Raw genomic sequence first — 15,922 nt, 5'->3', positions numbered from 1 at the left:
AACCATTATAGCTGACAAGATTTCTATGGTACACTTGATAATATCAACTCAATAATCAAGTTTTTGCGGTTATGGCAATCATTCGTCAATACATTGCTCCATTAATAGCGATATTAGTATTTTTCCTGGCTCTAGTAGCAGTCAGCGCTCGCATCTTTTTGCCGGCTGACATGGCTGCCCCGGCACCGATTGAGGAAGCGATCCCCCAAAAGCAAGCGGCAGTAGTGAATCCAATTTTCTTGGGGCTAAATTATTCCGCTTTCGGTGTCCGGTGATCTGATGTCTGCTCAACTGATACCGGGTTACTGGCTGCGATCAGGATCGGGACTCGATCGAGCAAAACTGGTAAAGTTTATGCACCGGACATACCGAGAGCTTTACCCGGATGGGGAATTGGGACATTTGGCTCAAACTGTCGAGCAGTATTTTTCTAACCAGACGCCGGTTTGGTGGGTAGAGTGCCAGAAAAACAGCCAAGAAGAGGCAGAAATTTTGCCCGTGCTTCCCTCGCAGTATCTCAACCCCCAATCTCAGGCGCAAAATCTCCAATCGGTTGTCGGATGTTTGTGGTTGGGAAATGCGATCGACCAAACCACCGGAGAACGCTACGCTCACATTTTTTTGCTGTACGTAGCACCGGAACATCGCCGTCTAGGAGTCGGTGCAGCTTTAGTTATTCATGCTGAAAATTGGGCGCGGGAAAGAGGTGATCGCCAAATTGGTTTGCAAGTATTTCTGAGCAATCAGCCTGCGGTGAATCTCTATCAAAAATTAGGCTATCAAACTCATTCCCTCTCGATGCTCAAATCCCTTTGAAATATAAATTCTACTGGTTTGGAATCAGGGCTAAAGTCCTGATTCATCCCAATTATGAGGACTGAAGTGCTCACTACCAACTTAAGTAACAGCAGAGATATTCGTTTGTAGTAAGGATTTTAGTCCTGATTCATCCAAATTATGAGGACTGAAGTCCTCACTACAAACTTAGGTGACAGCAATTATGAGGACTGAAGTCCTCGCTACCAACTTAGGTGACAGCAGAGGTATTTGTTTGTAGTAAGGTACTGCGCGTGCACCCTACAATTATTGACTGCTGAGTGCTGACTGCTGACTGAGTTGCTTAGGAGCATCCTCTGTGCGGTAAAGTTTTTTTATGAACAATAACGACTACTCCAACGCCCTTGATACTGACACGGAACTGGAAAGCCCTTTGGAGCAAATTTATGACTCCGAACCCCCGCTGCCAGATCCAGAGGAAATGCTGCCTTTGCTGGAATCCCCGGAACCTCAGCACCGGATGATTGCGGCGCGGGCTTTTTGCGAACTGCAGGACGATCGAGCAATTTCGCATTTAATTAATTTATTGAGAGACGGTTGCCCCTTGGTGCGGGTGAGCGCGGCTTATGCGTTGGGGCGAAATCCGAGTCCCGATGCTGTGGAACCGCTGATTCTTCAGCTTAACTGCGACTGGAACGGTTACGTTCGCAAAGGGGTAGTTTGGGCCCTGGGAAATTGCAGGGATCACCGCGCTTTGCCATCTTTAATTGATGCTCTGAGAACAGATATTTCGGCGGTGCGTTTGTGGGCGGCGAGTTCTCTGGGTCAAATGGCAAAAGTTGGTTACTATGTGGTGATTGCGGCGATTCCGCCGTTGATTGAAGCGCTGCGGGGAGATGCTGTGTCTGCTGTGCGAAGTAATTCCGCTTGGGCGATCGGGCAACTGGCCCGCGAATTGCCGAATAATATAGTGTACGCTGGGGCGATCGACGGTTTGATTGAAGCTTTAGAAGAAGATGAAGACATGGGCGTGCGGGAAGATGCTAAATCTTCGCTCTTGCGAGTTGGCGACCCGCGCGGATTGCAGATAATTGAAGATTTAGAAATGGAAGGACTTTTATGATTTAAACGCCCCCATTACCAATTACCCACTATTAATTATGCCTTTCATCAGTGCTAAAACAGATTTTGGTTTCAAAAAAATCTTTGGTTCCCCCCAGAGCAAGGAAATTTTGATTAGCTTCCTCAATGCGATGCTCTATGACGCACAGCCAACCATTGAAGACTTAGAAATTATTGACCCTTACGCCGCGCCGAGCGTTACTGGATTAAAAGACACTTACCTGGATGTTAAAGCCAAAATTACAGGCAACAAAACTGTAATTATTGAAATGCAGGTAATAAATGTAGAAGCTTTTACTAAACGGGTAGTGTACAATGCCGCCAAAACCTACGCAACTCAACTCAGACCCAGGGAAGGATACTCTAAATTAAATCCTCTGATTGCTTTAACAATTACAGATTTTATTCTGTTTGAAAATACAGAAAAATTTCTCACCCATTTTGTATTTAAAGAACTCGAAGAAAACTTCGAGTATTATAACAGAGAAATCGAATTAGTGTTTGTCGAACTTCCCAAGTTTAACAAAGAACTAGAACAAGTCGAAAACCTAATTCAAAGCTGGATTTATTTTATCAAAAATGCTCCCCTCTTCGATGAAATGCCTGAAAAATTTGCATCGATTCCCGAAATTAAAACAGCTTTTTCCATCGCCAGCCGAACTAATTTAACCCTTAAGGAATTAGAGGAAGTGGAAAAGCGGGAAATGTTTTTTGAAGACCAGCGCGGTGCTATTATTAAAAGTCGCAAAGAAGGCATAATTGAGGGGCAAATAGCATTAATCCTGCATCTACTCGTGCGGCGCACTGGTGAAATTGCGCCGGAAATTCAAGCTCGCATCCAACAGTTATCTCTCGAACAATTAGAGGATTTAGGAGAAATCTTGTTAGATTTTACCAGTCAAGAGGATTTGATAGCTTGGCTGGAATCCGTGTCAGGATGAATTTATAAATTTTGCAGTCCTGATACTAAATCCGGCTTTAATACCCCCTTCATTCTTGATTCGCCGCAGGCGGACTGTGTTTGTGTAATAGCGGTTTCAACCGCCGAGTTTCTAATCTAATAAGTCGGGTTCCCGACGCACTATCATGTCATAAAGCGGTTGAAAGCTAAACCATCCCATGCGGTGAGACCCTACTTGCTGCTGTGTTAAACGCGCACATTCTGGCTTGATGAGAATGGGTTTTCCTGCTGCTTCGGCCATTAACTGCGCTTGACAAGAACGTTCCATTGCAATAAACCACCAAGCCGCTTCATCTACTGTTTGACCTACTGTTAACAGTCCGTGATTTTGTAAAATAATAGCTTTTTTCTCACCTAAAGTTTTGGCTATGCGTTTAGCTTCTTCGATTTCCAAAACAACTCCGGTGTAATCGTCAAATAAACTTTGGTCTTCATAAAAAGAACAAGCATCTTGAGTCAGCGGGTCAAGCAGACGACCCAAACTCGACCAACTTTTGCCGTAGGGAGAATGAGCGTGGGCTGCTGCGATTACGTCGGGGCGGGCGCTGTGTACTTGGGAATGAATGGCAAATGCTGCTTCGTTTACGGGTTTATTTCCTTCAACAACTTCGCCTTTGTGGTTGACTAAAATTAGATCGCTGACTCGAATTAAACTAAAGTGCATTCCAAAAGAATTGACCCAGAAATGGTCGAGGTGTTCGGGGTCGCGGACGGTGATGTGTCCGGCAATTCCTTCGCTGAATCCGAAGCGGGCAAATAATCGGAATGCCGCAGCTAAACGTTGTTTGCGGTGGCGGCGTTCTTCTTCAATTGAGTTGAATGTTGGGGGTTGAATGGTGACTTTGGGGATTTTTATTGCAACCATAGATTTGGGAATTGGGCATTGGGAATTGGGCATTGGGCATTGTTGACTGTTGACTGTTAAATGTTAAACGTTAACTAATGACTACTGACTAATGACTACTGACTAATGACTACTGACTTTATCTTCACTCAGGCGCAAACCTGCGATGTTTTTGCAGTCGAAAGTGGCGTTATTGCCGGGGTGGCGCTCGATTAATTCGATAATTTGTCCGGCGGGGTTTTGCAGAAACCACTGGGTTAATGAGCCGTAGTCTAGAGGACGCTCTGATAGCGGTTTAAAGTTTTTATTTTGCCATATTTTAGCAGCATTCTGCACGTTGTCGACTCGAAGCGCAACGTGGTGAACTGCTTCTAATCCTCTTTCTTGCTGAAAGCGGTTTTTTTGGTCGCCGGCTGCGTGGGGCGCATCTAATACTACTAAGCCGCCCGCTGGCATTAATAAGGTCATTAAATGCAGCCACAAATCGGAGGGAACATTAATGTTTTCCGCACAAAAGTTGATCGGGAATAAGTCTGGGCCTTCGACTGTTTTGGCACCGAAGGGGTAAAAAGATGCGGCGTATTTTTCGAGTTCGGTGCGGCTAGGAAATGTGATGACAAAGTGGTCGATCGCAACTTGTTCGTCGTACAGGTGTGTTTCAAACGTCCAGGTTGTTAAAAATTCGGGAGTGATAAATTTGGGGCTGAGTTCCAGCAAGCCATTTTTTTCGATGAAAGGTGAGTCAAGATGGCTGTCAAGGTTGCGATCGAACTTTAGGGTTTTTAGATTCAAGTTTTTCATGTATCTCACCCGATGTTGAAGGACGCAAAACTGCGAATTGTGTCTACAAGCTGAAGTGGACACACATTTGGTGCGCCTTAATTCAAAAATAACACAAAACTTAATATTGGCAAGCCGATCGCCCGATCGCAACTCCCAAACCTTTACAGAACAAATATTCCCCAATCTAAAATCTAAAATCGTATCATTTGCCGATCGCGATCCCGGCCAACCACGCTGTAGTCCAGGCACTTTGGAAGTTGAAACCGCCCGTCACGCCGTCGATATCCAAGATTTCGCCCGCAAAGAAAAGTCCGGGACAGCGGCGGCTTTCCATTGTTTTAAAATCGACTTCTTTGAGGTTGACACCGCCGCAGGTGACAAACTCTTCTTTAAATGCGCCTTTTCCCGCAATCTGATATTCGCCTTGAACGAGTTCTTGCAGGAGGCGATCGAGGGTTTTGTTAGATAAGTCAGCCCAGCGTTTTTGCTCATCAATGCCGATCGAACTTGTCAAGCGTTCCCAGAGGCGGCGCGGCACCGGAAACGGACAACTAGAAACAATCAATCGGTGCGACAACTGCGACTTAACCGCTAGCAGTTGCTGCCGCAAAACTTCCGCATTGTACTGGGGAAGCCAATTAATCAGCACAGAAGTCTTATAATGGCGATCGTGCAAAAATCTCGCACCCCAAGCCGAAAGTTTGAGTACAGCAGGCCCGCTTAAACCCCAGTGAGTAATTAGCAAAGGCCCGCTTTGTTCTAATTTAGCTCCTGACAATTTCACCTTAGCATTAGGAACAGAAATTCCGGCTAAATCTTTGATTCGGGTGTCGGAAATATTAAAAGTAAATAGAGAAGGAACGGGCAGTTCTACAGTATTACCTAACTCTTTTGCCCACTTATAACCCGACGGATTGCTGCCTGTAGCGAGCAGAATGCGATCGCACTTAAAACTCTCCCCCGACTTCAACTCAATTTCAAACCTAGGGCCGGTGTCCCCCTCTTCGCCCTCTGCGGTGTTGCCCGTTAATTTCTTTACTGAAACTACTGCATCGCCGGTGCGAATTTTTACGCCTGCATCCTCAGCAGCCCGGATCAAACAGTTAACAATTGTCGCCGAATCGTCTGTAATCGGAAACATTCGCCCGTCTTCTTCTGTTTTCAATTTCACACCGTGACCTGCAAACCATTCTACAGTATCGCGGGGTTGAAATCGAGTAAAAGCACCGCGCAGAGCTTTCCCTCCTCTGGGGTAATTCTGCACTAAAACACCGGGGTCAAAACAAGCGTGAGTGACGTTGCAGCGCCCGCCGCCAGAGATGCGAACTTTTGCCAGGAGTTGCCGGCCAGCTTCTAGTAAAGTGACGCGGGCCTGCGGGTAGGTTTTGGCACAGGTAATTGCACTAAAAAAACCAGCAGCACCGCCACCGATAACTGTAATTTTGAGCATTCGATCGGACAAATTTTTTCTCGCTTATTCTGGTTCAAAATCGGATTTTGCCGCCCCGCAAGTGGGACAAACCCAATCGTCGGGGATATCTTCAAAGGCAGTACCGGGATCTATGCCTCCGTCGGGGTCGCCTACTTCTGGATCGTAGACGTAATTGCAAACTGTACAAACGTATTTTTGCATTTGCTTAACTCAATTTTATATTGTAAGCTTTTAGATTGTACTGGACAACGCAACCTAGTGCAATACCAATTTCCAAACGTAATGCGACTTTCTGCCATTCCCAAATTATTAAAAATTCAATTTTGCACAATTATAAAATCTAAAATCTAATTAAGCCTTGCACAATTATAAAATCTAAAATCTAAAATCTAAAATCTAAAATCTAAAATCGTTAAAGCCTCTAGAACCGCAGTTCTAGAGGCTGGAGTGTATTTTTTATTAGTTTACTGCGATTGGAAGACTACACTTTCGCTAAAGGCTTAGTCCAAACGCCGTTTTCATCTTCTTCGTACTGCTGGTGAATGGCGTTCCAAGCGGTGTGTTCCGCTTGTATCGAGTCGTTACTTTCGTCAAATGCGGCGTTGTAGGATTCCATAAAGGTTTTTTGAGCAGCTTCCGACAGGTGCGATCGTACTTCTGGAGACAAGTCTGCCGGACTATTGCAGCGACCTTTGACGGCGCGCGGCAGCGTCATTTCGTTAACTGAAACTTCTTCGCCACCTGCACTTTCTAGCAAGAGTTGAAATTCGCCCGATTTATCTGCGGGAACTTCTGCCATCACGAGAAATTCGCCTGCTTCAACGCGGGTTTGATAGATAGTTGCTTTGTCTTCCGGCATTCCCAAAGCGACTAAAGCGGAAACTAGACCCGCACCGGCCGAACCTGCGATCGCGCCGCTAGCTGCACCCAAAAGTACCGCACCCAACGGGCCCGCCGATACTACTGCACCGACAAAGGGAATAAACAGCACGCCGACGCCTGTTAGCAAACCCAAAAAAGAACCGAATAATGAACCAAAAATCGCCCCGCTTCGCAGACCGCCTAATATCACATCTTTTTTAGTAATAAAGCCGGCAATTTTAGTTTTAGATTGAAAGTTTTTTCCCATTACTGAGATGTGGTCGCGGGAAACTCCGCGATCGAGCAACCGCCGAATTACACCGTCTAATTGTTCTTCTTCCTTAAATACGGCTGAAACTGTTCGTTCGGCTAAATATTCCTCGGTCATTGTTCCTCCTTGATGGTTTTTGAATTAGTAGTGCTGGTTTTCAGTATAGGAGGACACCGCAGGGCGATCGCATCGACCGCGAGATAGAGGTCGATCCACTGTGGCTAGATTGAGTCTATATCAAAGGAGTTAAACCATTAAGTATTCGGCAATCACTAAAGTTTGTTTCATATTTTTATTCATCTCTTATATAAGTTCCAAGATACTCCAGTTGGTCGATCATTTCCTCCGCTGACTTAGCAGCAATCAAATTCAAAAGTCCCCGCAACTGTGCACCGAGTACCGCTGCTGTTGTGCAAGAATGATTCCAGTATGACTTCTCTCTTCTGCAATACAGATATTGTGTAAACGGCTGAAATTTCTCCTATTAAAACTGTAAACGACTCGCCCTTGCTCGGTTGCCCAAATGAGCTGTTCTTCATCTGAAAAACTCAGCCTGTTAGCCTCCGAGGTTGTTATCACATCTACACCCGAATTTCGCATAGCTAAGATTAGAGCTTGTTCGTGAATATCCTCATCAAGATATGAACGAATCTTACTCACGATAGCTTACCTGCCATAGAGTCTGCTTCCAAGCGCTCCCACTCAGCATTTTCTGCTGCTATCTCCGCGTCAATTTGCTTTTTGTTCGCATAATAGTAAGCTAAGGCTGCATAAACCTGTGCTAAATTCAAGTGCGTTCTCTTTTGAACAATTACTTCAGGAGTCCATCCCGCATTAAAATCAATAGCAATGTTCTCTACCGTAATTCTAGTTCCTGCAATTCGTGGGCGGCCGCCGCAAGTTCCGGGCGTGTGGACAATTAGCGTTCCTATATCAACGGCAGTTGTCATATTTACCTCGATTGAGTTAACTTTATTCTATTGTAACGCAGCTTCATTTCTACCCGATCGCACTTTCGCAACATTAACCAATGCCATTAGCACCCCTGTTTCCTGTCGTTCATCCCATTCTCAAATCGGCTTTTCCCAGATGTTTGTGGACGGGAGATATCAACAGCCGAGAAATTGCCCTCACATTTGACGACGGGCCGCACCGTCAGCACACACCTCAACTGTTAAAAATTTTAGATAAATACGACATCAAAGCTAGTTTTTTCTGGCTAGGTTTTTGCGTTGACAGGCATCCAGAAACGGCTAAGGAAGTGTACGATCGCGGACACTGGATCGGTCTCCACGGCTATCAGCATATATCGTTTCCCAAACTCAAAACCCACGAACTCAAACAAAGTTTAGAAGACACGCAGAAAGCAATTGCCAAAGCTTGCGATTTAGACCCAAAATTAATCCTGGACGTGCGCCCGCCCAACGGCATTTTTACGCCGCGAACATTAGAGTTATTGCAACAGTGGGAATACCGCCCTGTTATGTGGAGTGTTGTCCCGGAAGATTGGGTGCGGCCGGGGGTGAGGAAAGTTATTAGTCGCATCGTGCAGCAAACGGAAAACGGATCAATTATTGTACTGCACGACGGCTATTGCGGCGGTGAAGATGTGGCAGCTTCTGCGGATAAAATAATTCCATTGCTTTTGTATAAAGGTTACAAATTCGTGACAGTCGATCGACTGTGGGAACAAGTTTCTGCCTGATTGTGTCACTGCAATCCCAAGCGCAGTAATCGCCAAGGTTTGAAATTGCTTTGCAATCCTCGGAATCACTGCGCGGCTGTGAAGGCGCAAGTCATGAGTATGTTAAGAGAAACAGGTTAAAATACCTGGTATTCCATAAAATTTGCTTCGGTTTCGATCGCCAATTTGTAAGTAGAGGAGTCTGTTCTATGATTCGATCGCACAGATGGCAAGCTATCATCGGTTTACTGGTAGCCCTGGGGATAATCATCGGAAATTTAGTGTTTCCGGGTATGAATGTACCCCCGGCATTTGCTCAAGCCAAATTTAAGGATGTTAACGACCATTGGGCGCAAGCTTGCATAGAGGAGTTAGCACAGAAAAAAATCATTAGTGGCTACTACGAAGACGGCACTTTTCGCCCGAATCGCCCCGTCAGCCGTGCTGAGTTTGCGGCGATGGTTCGCATGGCTTTTCCCGATGCCAAAACCGTTCGAGCTCCGATCGAATTTGCAGATATTCCTACAAATTACTGGGGTTTTAAAGCAATTCGAGAAGCTTATCAGACGGGTTTTATGTCCGGTTACAGCGGCAGTATTTTTAACCCGACTTTGAATGTTACCCGCTGGCAGGTTTTGGTAGCTTTAACCAGCGGCTTGAAATATACACCTACGGGCTCGGCGGCTGAGATTTTGGATGCGACTTTTGAAGATGCGCCGGACATTCCCGAACTGGCAAGAAATGCGATCGCCGCTGCCACAGAAAAACAACTTGTGGTGAATTATCCGGCTGTTAAACAGCTAGAACCTACTCGGAATGCTACTCGCGCCGAAGTCGCAAGTTTTTTCTGTCAGGCGATCGCCAAACCCGGCCAAACTGCCTTAATTCCTGGGCAATATATTGCCCAAGTTCCGGCGAATATCGGCCCGCCGAGAACAACAGAAACCTCGGAAGCGGGGAAAGTTCGGGCGGAAGTTTCTTTCGTAAAAGAAGCAGAAAATGCTAAAAATCTCCGCATCAGAATTATCCGCGACGGTAAAAGTTTATTAGAAGAACCAGTGCTAATTCCGACTCGTTCTCTAGTAGATAATCCCGACAAGAAAACCAGCGAAGACATATCAGAAGGACGTTTTTTATCGCTGCGAATCCGTGATTTAGACGGCGACAAGGAACCGGAAGTGCTGGCAGATTTAGTCTCAATCAAAAGCGGCGTCCGCTGCTGCAATTATTCGTTTATTTACCGCTACGACTCGGCAGCTAACAAATACACTCATATCAAGCATTTCTGGGGCAATGTGAGTTACGAAATTGTCGATTTGGGCAAAAATGATATCCCAGAGTTCAAAAGTCAGGACGGCAGATTTTCCGAGGCTTTTACCAATTACGCTGATTCTCGCTTCCCGCTGCAAATTTGGGAGTACCGCCAAGGTAAAATGCAAGATGTTAGCAAACAGTATCCGGTGGAAGTATACACGAATTCTGCTGAGCTTTGGCTGGAATCTAACAAGCGTCTGAGTGAAGATGGGGATGTGAAAGGGGTGTTGGCAGCCTTCATGGCGAACAAGTATGTCATGGGTCAGGAGGCGGAAGGTTGGCAGTTGTTGGAAAGGGTTTATCAAGGACGCGATCGCACTCAATTCTTTGGGAAGTTGCGGGAGTTTTTGGTAAGTACGGGTTATGCTAGTAAGTAGACTTGGAGGTTTTTAACCGCAGATTAAAGCGGATTAACGCTAATAATATCTGTAGGGGCGGGTTTTACGAATAATATCTAATTCCTACTAACAACATTACTAAACCCGCCCCCATACAACAGATAACCCAAGTCAACTATTCATCAAATTTATCCTCACATATTAATTTGTTTAAATAAAGTAAATTACTAACAACTTGTGAACAAATACCAAAAATTGTTGCTTTTTGAAGCGCCAAGCTAAAATAAATATAAAATATCAGACCTTAAATCACTTAAAATGGTATATCCACCTGCACCTTGGAGTCTGCAAGGTTATGCTGTTCAGACTTTACAATTGGTAGATGTGGCACGAGTGCGCCCCTTGGTTCCCTCTGAGTTAGAAATTGTCTCTATATTGCCCGGAAAAACCCTAGGTGGCATTTATATATCCTCCTACGGGTTGGGTTCGGTGATGGAGTACAATGAGTTAATTGTAGTTAGCGCGATCGCCAATTATACAGGAAAATGGGGCGCTTGGATTTCCCATATTTACGTAGACAATCCTAACTCGGTAGCCGGCGGGCGGGAAATTTGGGGACTTCCTAAAGAATTAGCTACATTTAGTTGGGAAGGCAGCGATTCGGTAAAGGCAGCACCGCTAGGCTACCGCGTCACAGTTAGCCAAGGAAACCGTCAACTGTGCAGTCTCAATTACAGCAAGCAAACTTTAGCTTTACCGCTGCCTTTTAGCGGAAATGTTTTTAGCACTGAAAGCAGCAATTTGCTGTTGTTTAAAGGAGTATTACAGTCTCGCATCGGTTTGATTAAAGGCGAATTAGAAGTGGCAGAAGAAAGTCCTTTTGCCAGTTTAAACTTAGGCCAGCCCTTGCTAACTTTTGGCTCCGAAGATATGCGTTTAACAGTCGCTGCGCCGGAAGTTGTGGGAAACAGATCCCTTGAATTCAGTTATTAGCTGTAAAGCGCGGGTATTCGCCGTAAACCTAAAAAAACAGAACAGCCAGAAACCGGGTTTCTTGAAAAAGCCTGGTTTCTGGCGCGGCGTATTAGTTTGAGCGAGTTACTAATCTTTTTGAGGACTTACGCATCAAAAAACGGCTAAAAACCGGGTTTCTTCCTAAATGAGTCGTTACCGCCCCCAATGTTCTCCGAGAAACCGGGTTGTTTTTCGTAAGTCCTATTTTTAAATGCCAGCCCCCGGAGCGGCTTCAGCACCCATTACTAAAACTGTACCGCGAAGGAAATCAATTTGTTGCTGAAAGTCCATGCCCTGAATCTTTCCTAATAAAGCTTTTCCTGCTTCGGGAAGTTGATAGTCGGGAGGCATAGGAATAATAGTTCCTTCGTCCATTCCTACTGCTAGGAAATACCAAAAAGCCAGCTTAGTTTCAGGGCTCATCGAGCCGTACATCCGGCTGATTTCAGTATTGGCTTTTGAGGCAATGTCGCGCATTACTTGTAGTTGTTCTTCGTGGGGCAGCGCTTTGACTTGATCGAACAAACCCTGAGCGATGTCGGAACCGGAAGCACCGGGAGCCGCTGGTGTTATTGACTTGCCCATTTCGGTGTAAACAAACCACAGCAAACCTAATTGGTCGTCTACACTCAAGCTCTGAATATCTGCTTTTCCTTGGTCGTAAGCACCGGTAGTAGTAAATGTCATTCAAGCCTCCAAAATAATATGTATTGCTCAGTTTTCTTATTTGTGAGAAAACTTTTGTTTGCTACTTAAGTTAAACTACCTAATAAATAGTGATGCTAGAATCTTGCTTAAGGCAGATATGATCCCGGACATAAGTTTGGGGAGTAAATTCACCAAAATTGGGAAAATTTGCAACCAAAGGATGAGGAAAATTTGACAAGATTGTTGTTGCCGGAGCTCATGATTAGCATTGTTTAGCCGATCGACGATCGCCTATAATCGCAACATACCTGTATTGAGGTGGCTGTTAAGTCGATCGCAACTGCAAAACGCTTCACCATAGCGGAATATCACCGCCTGACAGAACTGGGGTTCTTTAGTGAGGACGATCGAGTTGAGCTAATCAAGGGTGAACTTGTCAACCGGGCTGCTAAAGGTACCGCTCACTTTGAATTATAAAAAACTTTGATATCATTCCAAAGGAAATAGGCTGGCAAACGGCCAGCCTAGAATCAGGAGAACTTTATTTCAAACTCGTTGAAAATCTAGCTAAACAAACCCGAAATCCCGTTGACTGCTATTGCTCCAGCCAAAGCGGAAACAACCACAGAAGTCAGAGCCGTACCGAACAGCCACCAAGCTGCGGCTGCTGCCGCTTCACGTGCATCTTCTGCTTGCTGCTTGGTCTTTTTCTTGAGTTCTTTGATGCGTTTTTTGGCTTCAGATTGCAGGCGTTCCGAGCGCAATAAAACGCTGTCCCGTGCTCCTTCCATTTGGTCAACAATTCGGTGAGCGTCAGTCTCGGAAATATCGGAACGAGAACTCAGCAGAGCAACTAAAGTATCGCGATCGAACTCACCTAAACGCTCTTTAATCGCGTCAAATCCTGCCTGCGGGTCATCAAACACTTTGCGTAAGTCCCGCTTGATTCCCTCGTAGTTGAGCTCTGGTCGCTCCAGCGAATTGAGGTAATCCCGAATTTTTCCGAAAATACCGTCAATTGTTGACTGGAACTTGTCCTGAACCATTTGAACTTGTTCGACAATTTGGTTGCGGACAGATTCAATTTGGTCGGCAATTCTGTTAGCTTCATCGAACGAGATGTCTTCCCGCTGCGACAACAATGCTACCAGAGTCGATCGATCGAAGTGCTTCAGGCGATCGCCCAAACTTTGCATCCCCATTCCCGGCTCGCTAAACAGCAACTGCAAATCCCGTTTGATGCTTTCAGGATTGAGTTCTTCCTTGTCCGTATTCCGCAAGTAATTTTCCAAACTGCCTTGGAAATCCCGTACACTTTTTTGAGCGCGAGAAGCCAAGCGGCGGGGCGATTTCACGATGCTGCGAATCGAATCTTGCACCCGATCGATCGTCCGATTGATCTGTTCTTCGCTCAAATCTTCCCGCTGCGACAGCAACTTGACTAAAGTTTCGCGATCGACCTGAGAAAGTCTTTCCCGAAGTGCCAAAGTACCCTCTTTGGGATTTTCAAACAATTTAGTCAAATCCCGATTGATGCCTTCTGGATCAAGTTCATCGAGGTTTGTATTCCGCAGGTATTCGCCAATTTTTGCAGTAACTTCCTCGTACTGTTGCTTAGCTCTATCTGCCACTATTTGCGGCGCGTGGATAATGTTGTCGCGCACAGATTCGATCCGGTCGATCGCCTGATTGATCTGTTCTTCGCTAAGGTCTTGGCGCTGTGACAGCAACTGCACCAGCGTATCGCGGTCGAATTGAGATAAGCGTTCTCTCAGCGCTTGGAATCCGGCTTCCGGGTCGTTTAACAGCGTTTGAAACTCGCGCTCGATCGCTTCAGGATTGAGTTCTTCCTTATTAGTATTGCGGAGATATTCTTCTACCTTTTGCCGCAATTCTTGCGCTTTCGACTGCGCTTGCTCTTGCAATTCTTGAGCTTTAGAAATCACCCGATCGCGCGAACTTTCGAGCCGCCCGATTAACTGATCGGCTTCCTCTGGACTGAAATCTTCCCGCTGACCCAGCAACTGCACCAAAGTATCGCGGTTAAACTGCGAAAGGCGATCGCGCAAAGCCTCAAAACCAGCATCCCGATCTTCCAAAAGCGCTTGGAAATCCCGCTCGATACCTTCAGGATTCAATTCCTCCTTGCCGGTCGATCGCAAATAATTCTCAATCCGACTCCGCAAATCTTGAGACTGTTCTTCACCAGCAGCAGCTTGCACAATTTCCAACACTTCTTGTCGGACACCTTCAAGCTGTTCGGCAATTTCCGTCACCTGTTCAGGAGCAAACCCCTCGCGGCGGCCCAGAATCCCTACAAAATAATCGGGATTAAATAGCTCTAACTGGCGCAAGACAGCCCCAGGAGAAGCTTCCGGGTCGTAAATCACATCCCTAAATTCCTGCTTGATTGTCTCCCGGTTGAGATGCCACGGTTGGGCATTCATCAAGTAGTTTTCCACATCAGCCTTAGCTGTATTGAAAGGGAGTGCAGGCACTTTATCGCCCACCTGAGAAGCAAAAGATTTAGCTTTTTGAGTCCCTTGTGCTGTCAGTTGTTGTAACTGGCCAGAGATTTTTTCAACATCCAAATCCGACAAATCAGTCCGCGACAAAACAGTGCCGACAAGAGCTTCGACACCCAACTGCATCGCTCGGTTCATGCCGCCTGAGCCGGATTTTGATTTGTTTTCCCTAATTTCCAGAATTTGAGACAGCTTGGCGTTGAGTTCGTCAGACTTCAACAAATCGGGAGCCGCAAACTTGAGAAAATCAACCAACTCTAAATTCGGGTCTTTATGCTCTTGCTGCTTGCCGAAAGTTTGCTTCCAAACGCCTTCGAGTTGGTCAGCAATGTGATTTATTTCCTCTTGAGAAAAGTCGGTGCGACTCTTAACTAAATCGACAAAAGTCTGGCGGTTAACATTCTTCAGCACGTCGCTTCCCGCAAAAGATTTGATATCTGCATCGCCCAGCAACTTTTCAAATTGACCGCGAATTTCCTTAACATCTAGTTTCGGTAACTGCAAAGAACCCACATAATCTTGCAGTGTTTCGCGAATGCTCTCCGGGTCTACAGCCGAACTCAACTCGCGGCGGACAGCGGCAACAGATGCCTCTACAGTGTTGACCATTTGGTCGCTGGCCATCTTGCCACCGATCGCTGCACCAGCAGTACCCATGACGCCTTGAACGCCTGAAAAAGCAGTTTTTATCAAGGAACCGATCATAGAACCGACGGCGCTAGAACCGAGCCACACCAGCGTTAAAAAGTACGCCGACCAAATGACCACACCAATAATTGCCGCTCCGTCTACGCTGGCAATTGAAGTTAGTTTGACTGCTAGAAAACAAGCCAAAAATAAAGCCAAGTTAACTGTGACTAAAATCCAACCCCCGACTAGACCTTCAGTCTTACGAACTTTAGTCCCCAAACTTTCAGATTCATCATCGTCATCGTCGGGTAAAGCCTCGTCCCAATTTGATATTTTGGCCGCGATCGAGAAATTTGTTAACAGGAATTGGAACCCGAAAGCCATAATGACTCCGGCGATTAATGCAACGAAAAACTGCGGGCTTAAAAACATCAGCCCTCCGATATCGGGGTGGTCAAATGGCACATCTATTTCTACTGGCATTTGGGCAATATTGAATTTGGGACTGTAGAGCGACATTAATAATTCGCTTTCAAACATAATTTACCTCCTAACTTTTTATGCCTAACTCGGCATAGCGAAAATTGTCCCCAACTTTTTTATAGGGGATTTTGTAATCTTTAGATGATGGTTTGTTTTGGTTGGGCTTTATCTTACGGAAGGCCTTATTAGTGAAATTGGGATGAGTAGTAAATCAGTTCTCTAGTGATCTCATCCT

General features: G+C 45.7%; 16 protein-coding genes and 1 pseudogene. 8 read left to right on the top strand and 9 right to left on the bottom strand.

Going from position 1 to position 15,922, the window contains the following annotated elements:
• The first annotated feature begins 71 nt into the window (after window positions 1–71).
• The 4 genes from QUA36_RS02250 (at window position 72) to QUA36_RS02235 (ending at window position 2,840) form a co-directional block, all read left to right on the top strand.
• Entirely contained in the window at window positions 72–275 is a 204-nt protein-coding gene (locus QUA36_RS02250) for a hypothetical protein (protein ID WP_333159098.1), read from the top strand.
• 4 nt (window positions 276–279) lie between these two features.
• Window positions 280–816 carry a GNAT family N-acetyltransferase gene (locus QUA36_RS02245; protein ID WP_333159100.1) on the top strand — a complete coding sequence of 179 codons (537 nt, stop codon included), beginning with the start codon at window positions 280–282 and terminating at the stop codon, window positions 814–816.
• A gap of 337 nt (window positions 817–1,153) precedes the next feature.
• On the top strand, window positions 1,154–1,900 hold the full coding sequence (locus tag QUA36_RS02240) for a HEAT repeat domain-containing protein (protein ID WP_333453567.1): 747 nt from the start codon (window positions 1,154–1,156) through the stop codon (window positions 1,898–1,900).
• Between the two features lie 37 nt (window positions 1,901–1,937).
• The gene (locus tag QUA36_RS02235; RefSeq protein WP_333455293.1) at window positions 1,938–2,840 is read left to right on the top strand and encodes an Rpn family recombination-promoting nuclease/putative transposase; all 903 of its coding nucleotides are present in this window, start codon (window positions 1,938–1,940) and stop codon (window positions 2,838–2,840) included.
• A 111-nt stretch (window positions 2,841–2,951) separates the two neighbouring features.
• Here the strand turns inward: QUA36_RS02235 and QUA36_RS02230 are convergent, their stop codons facing one another.
• The 7 genes from QUA36_RS02230 to QUA36_RS02200 form a co-directional block, all read right to left on the bottom strand.
• A complete protein-coding gene (locus tag QUA36_RS02230) occupies window positions 2,952–3,725 on the bottom strand; it encodes a class II aldolase/adducin family protein (protein ID WP_333116814.1) in 774 nt (257 codons plus the stop codon).
• 102 nt (window positions 3,726–3,827) lie between these two features.
• The gene (locus QUA36_RS02225; protein WP_333455292.1) at window positions 3,828–4,505 is read right to left on the bottom strand and encodes a hypothetical protein; all 678 of its coding nucleotides are present in this window, start codon (window positions 4,503–4,505) and stop codon (window positions 3,828–3,830) included.
• 184 nt (window positions 4,506–4,689) lie between these two features.
• The gene (locus QUA36_RS02220; protein ID WP_333455290.1) at window positions 4,690–5,937 is read right to left on the bottom strand and encodes an NAD(P)/FAD-dependent oxidoreductase; all 1,248 of its coding nucleotides are present in this window, start codon (window positions 5,935–5,937) and stop codon (window positions 4,690–4,692) included.
• A gap of 24 nt (window positions 5,938–5,961) precedes the next feature.
• Window positions 5,962–6,120 (bottom strand): rubredoxin, encoded by a 159-nt coding sequence (rd, locus tag QUA36_RS02215; RefSeq protein ID WP_333106888.1) that lies wholly within the window; start codon window positions 6,118–6,120, stop codon window positions 5,962–5,964.
• A gap of 280 nt (window positions 6,121–6,400) precedes the next feature.
• Window positions 6,401–7,168 (bottom strand): ChaB family protein, encoded by a 768-nt coding sequence (locus QUA36_RS02210; RefSeq protein WP_333455288.1) that lies wholly within the window; start codon window positions 7,166–7,168, stop codon window positions 6,401–6,403.
• 252 nt (window positions 7,169–7,420) lie between these two features.
• The gene (locus QUA36_RS02205; protein WP_333455286.1) at window positions 7,421–7,711 is read right to left on the bottom strand and encodes a DUF5615 family PIN-like protein; all 291 of its coding nucleotides are present in this window, start codon (window positions 7,709–7,711) and stop codon (window positions 7,421–7,423) included.
• Window positions 7,708–8,001, bottom strand: coding sequence for a DUF433 domain-containing protein (locus QUA36_RS02200; RefSeq protein ID WP_333455284.1), 294 nt, complete (start codon window positions 7,999–8,001; stop codon window positions 7,708–7,710). The genes QUA36_RS02205 and QUA36_RS02200 overlap by 4 nt, the downstream gene beginning before the upstream one ends.
• Window positions 8,002–8,081: 80 nt before the next feature.
• Between QUA36_RS02200 and QUA36_RS02195 the strand changes: the two genes are divergently transcribed.
• The 3 genes from QUA36_RS02195 to QUA36_RS02185 all read left to right on the top strand — a co-directional run bounded on the left by QUA36_RS02195 (window position 8,082) and on the right by QUA36_RS02185 (window position 11,380).
• On the top strand, window positions 8,082–8,756 hold the full coding sequence (locus tag QUA36_RS02195; protein ID WP_333159114.1) for a polysaccharide deacetylase family protein: 675 nt from the start codon (window positions 8,082–8,084) through the stop codon (window positions 8,754–8,756).
• 188 nt (window positions 8,757–8,944) lie between these two features.
• A complete protein-coding gene (locus QUA36_RS02190) occupies window positions 8,945–10,426 on the top strand; it encodes an S-layer homology domain-containing protein (protein WP_333455281.1) in 1,482 nt (493 codons plus the stop codon).
• Window positions 10,427–10,705: 279 nt separating this feature from the next.
• Window positions 10,706–11,380, top strand: coding sequence for an acetoacetate decarboxylase family protein (locus QUA36_RS02185; RefSeq protein WP_333455279.1), 675 nt, complete (start codon window positions 10,706–10,708; stop codon window positions 11,378–11,380).
• 228 nt (window positions 11,381–11,608) lie between these two features.
• On the opposite strand, the gene QUA36_RS02180 is transcribed toward QUA36_RS02185, so the two are convergent.
• Window positions 11,609–12,088, bottom strand: a complete 480-nt coding sequence (locus QUA36_RS02180; RefSeq protein WP_333455277.1) for an orange carotenoid protein N-terminal domain-containing protein — start codon at window positions 12,086–12,088, stop codon at window positions 11,609–11,611.
• A 279-nt stretch (window positions 12,089–12,367) separates the two neighbouring features.
• Between QUA36_RS02180 and QUA36_RS02175 the strand changes: the two are divergent.
• A pseudogene (locus QUA36_RS02175) lies at window positions 12,368–12,514 on the top strand (Uma2 family endonuclease); the annotation flags it as partial.
• 98 nt (window positions 12,515–12,612) lie between these two features.
• On the opposite strand, the gene QUA36_RS02170 reads toward QUA36_RS02175, so the two are convergent.
• Window positions 12,613–15,744 (bottom strand): MFS transporter, encoded by a 3,132-nt coding sequence (locus QUA36_RS02170; RefSeq protein WP_333455275.1) that lies wholly within the window; start codon window positions 15,742–15,744, stop codon window positions 12,613–12,615.
• Window positions 15,745–15,922 lie beyond the last annotated feature (178 nt).

Source organism: Microcoleus sp. Pol10D4 (genome assembly GCF_036701555.1).
Classification (GTDB): domain Bacteria; phylum Cyanobacteriota; class Cyanobacteriia; order Cyanobacteriales; family Microcoleaceae; genus Microcoleus.
This window is presented reverse-complemented; position numbering and strand designations above follow the sequence as displayed.

What these genes read in the sequence shown, in the direction of transcription:
- QUA36_RS02250 (WP_333159098.1), top strand. Translation starts at nt 72, where the DNA reads ATGGCAATCATTCGTCAATACATTGCTCCATTAATAGCGATATTAGTA.
- QUA36_RS02245 (WP_333159100.1), top strand. Translation starts at nt 280, where the DNA reads ATGTCTGCTCAACTGATACCGGGTTACTGGCTGCGATCAGGATCGGGA.
- QUA36_RS02240 (WP_333453567.1), top strand. Translation starts at nt 1,154, where the DNA reads ATGAACAATAACGACTACTCCAACGCCCTTGATACTGACACGGAACTG.
- QUA36_RS02235 (WP_333455293.1), top strand. Translation starts at nt 1,938, where the DNA reads ATGCCTTTCATCAGTGCTAAAACAGATTTTGGTTTCAAAAAAATCTTT.
- QUA36_RS02230 (WP_333116814.1), bottom strand. Translation starts at nt 3,725, where the DNA reads ATGGTTGCAATAAAAATCCCCAAAGTCACCATTCAACCCCCAACATTC.
- QUA36_RS02225 (WP_333455292.1), bottom strand. Translation starts at nt 4,505, where the DNA reads ATGAAAAACTTGAATCTAAAAACCCTAAAGTTCGATCGCAACCTTGAC.
- QUA36_RS02220 (WP_333455290.1), bottom strand. Translation starts at nt 5,937, where the DNA reads ATGCTCAAAATTACAGTTATCGGTGGCGGTGCTGCTGGTTTTTTTAGT.
- rd (WP_333106888.1), bottom strand. Translation starts at nt 6,120, where the DNA reads ATGCAAAAATACGTTTGTACAGTTTGCAATTACGTCTACGATCCAGAA.
- QUA36_RS02210 (WP_333455288.1), bottom strand. Translation starts at nt 7,168, where the DNA reads ATGACCGAGGAATATTTAGCCGAACGAACAGTTTCAGCCGTATTTAAG.
- QUA36_RS02200 (WP_333455284.1), bottom strand. Translation starts at nt 8,001, where the DNA reads ATGACAACTGCCGTTGATATAGGAACGCTAATTGTCCACACGCCCGGA.
- QUA36_RS02195 (WP_333159114.1), top strand. Translation starts at nt 8,082, where the DNA reads ATGCCATTAGCACCCCTGTTTCCTGTCGTTCATCCCATTCTCAAATCG.
- QUA36_RS02190 (WP_333455281.1), top strand. Translation starts at nt 8,945, where the DNA reads ATGATTCGATCGCACAGATGGCAAGCTATCATCGGTTTACTGGTAGCC.
- QUA36_RS02185 (WP_333455279.1), top strand. Translation starts at nt 10,706, where the DNA reads ATGGTATATCCACCTGCACCTTGGAGTCTGCAAGGTTATGCTGTTCAG.
- QUA36_RS02180 (WP_333455277.1), bottom strand. Translation starts at nt 12,088, where the DNA reads ATGACATTTACTACTACCGGTGCTTACGACCAAGGAAAAGCAGATATT.
- QUA36_RS02170 (WP_333455275.1), bottom strand. Translation starts at nt 15,744, where the DNA reads ATGTTTGAAAGCGAATTATTAATGTCGCTCTACAGTCCCAAATTCAAT.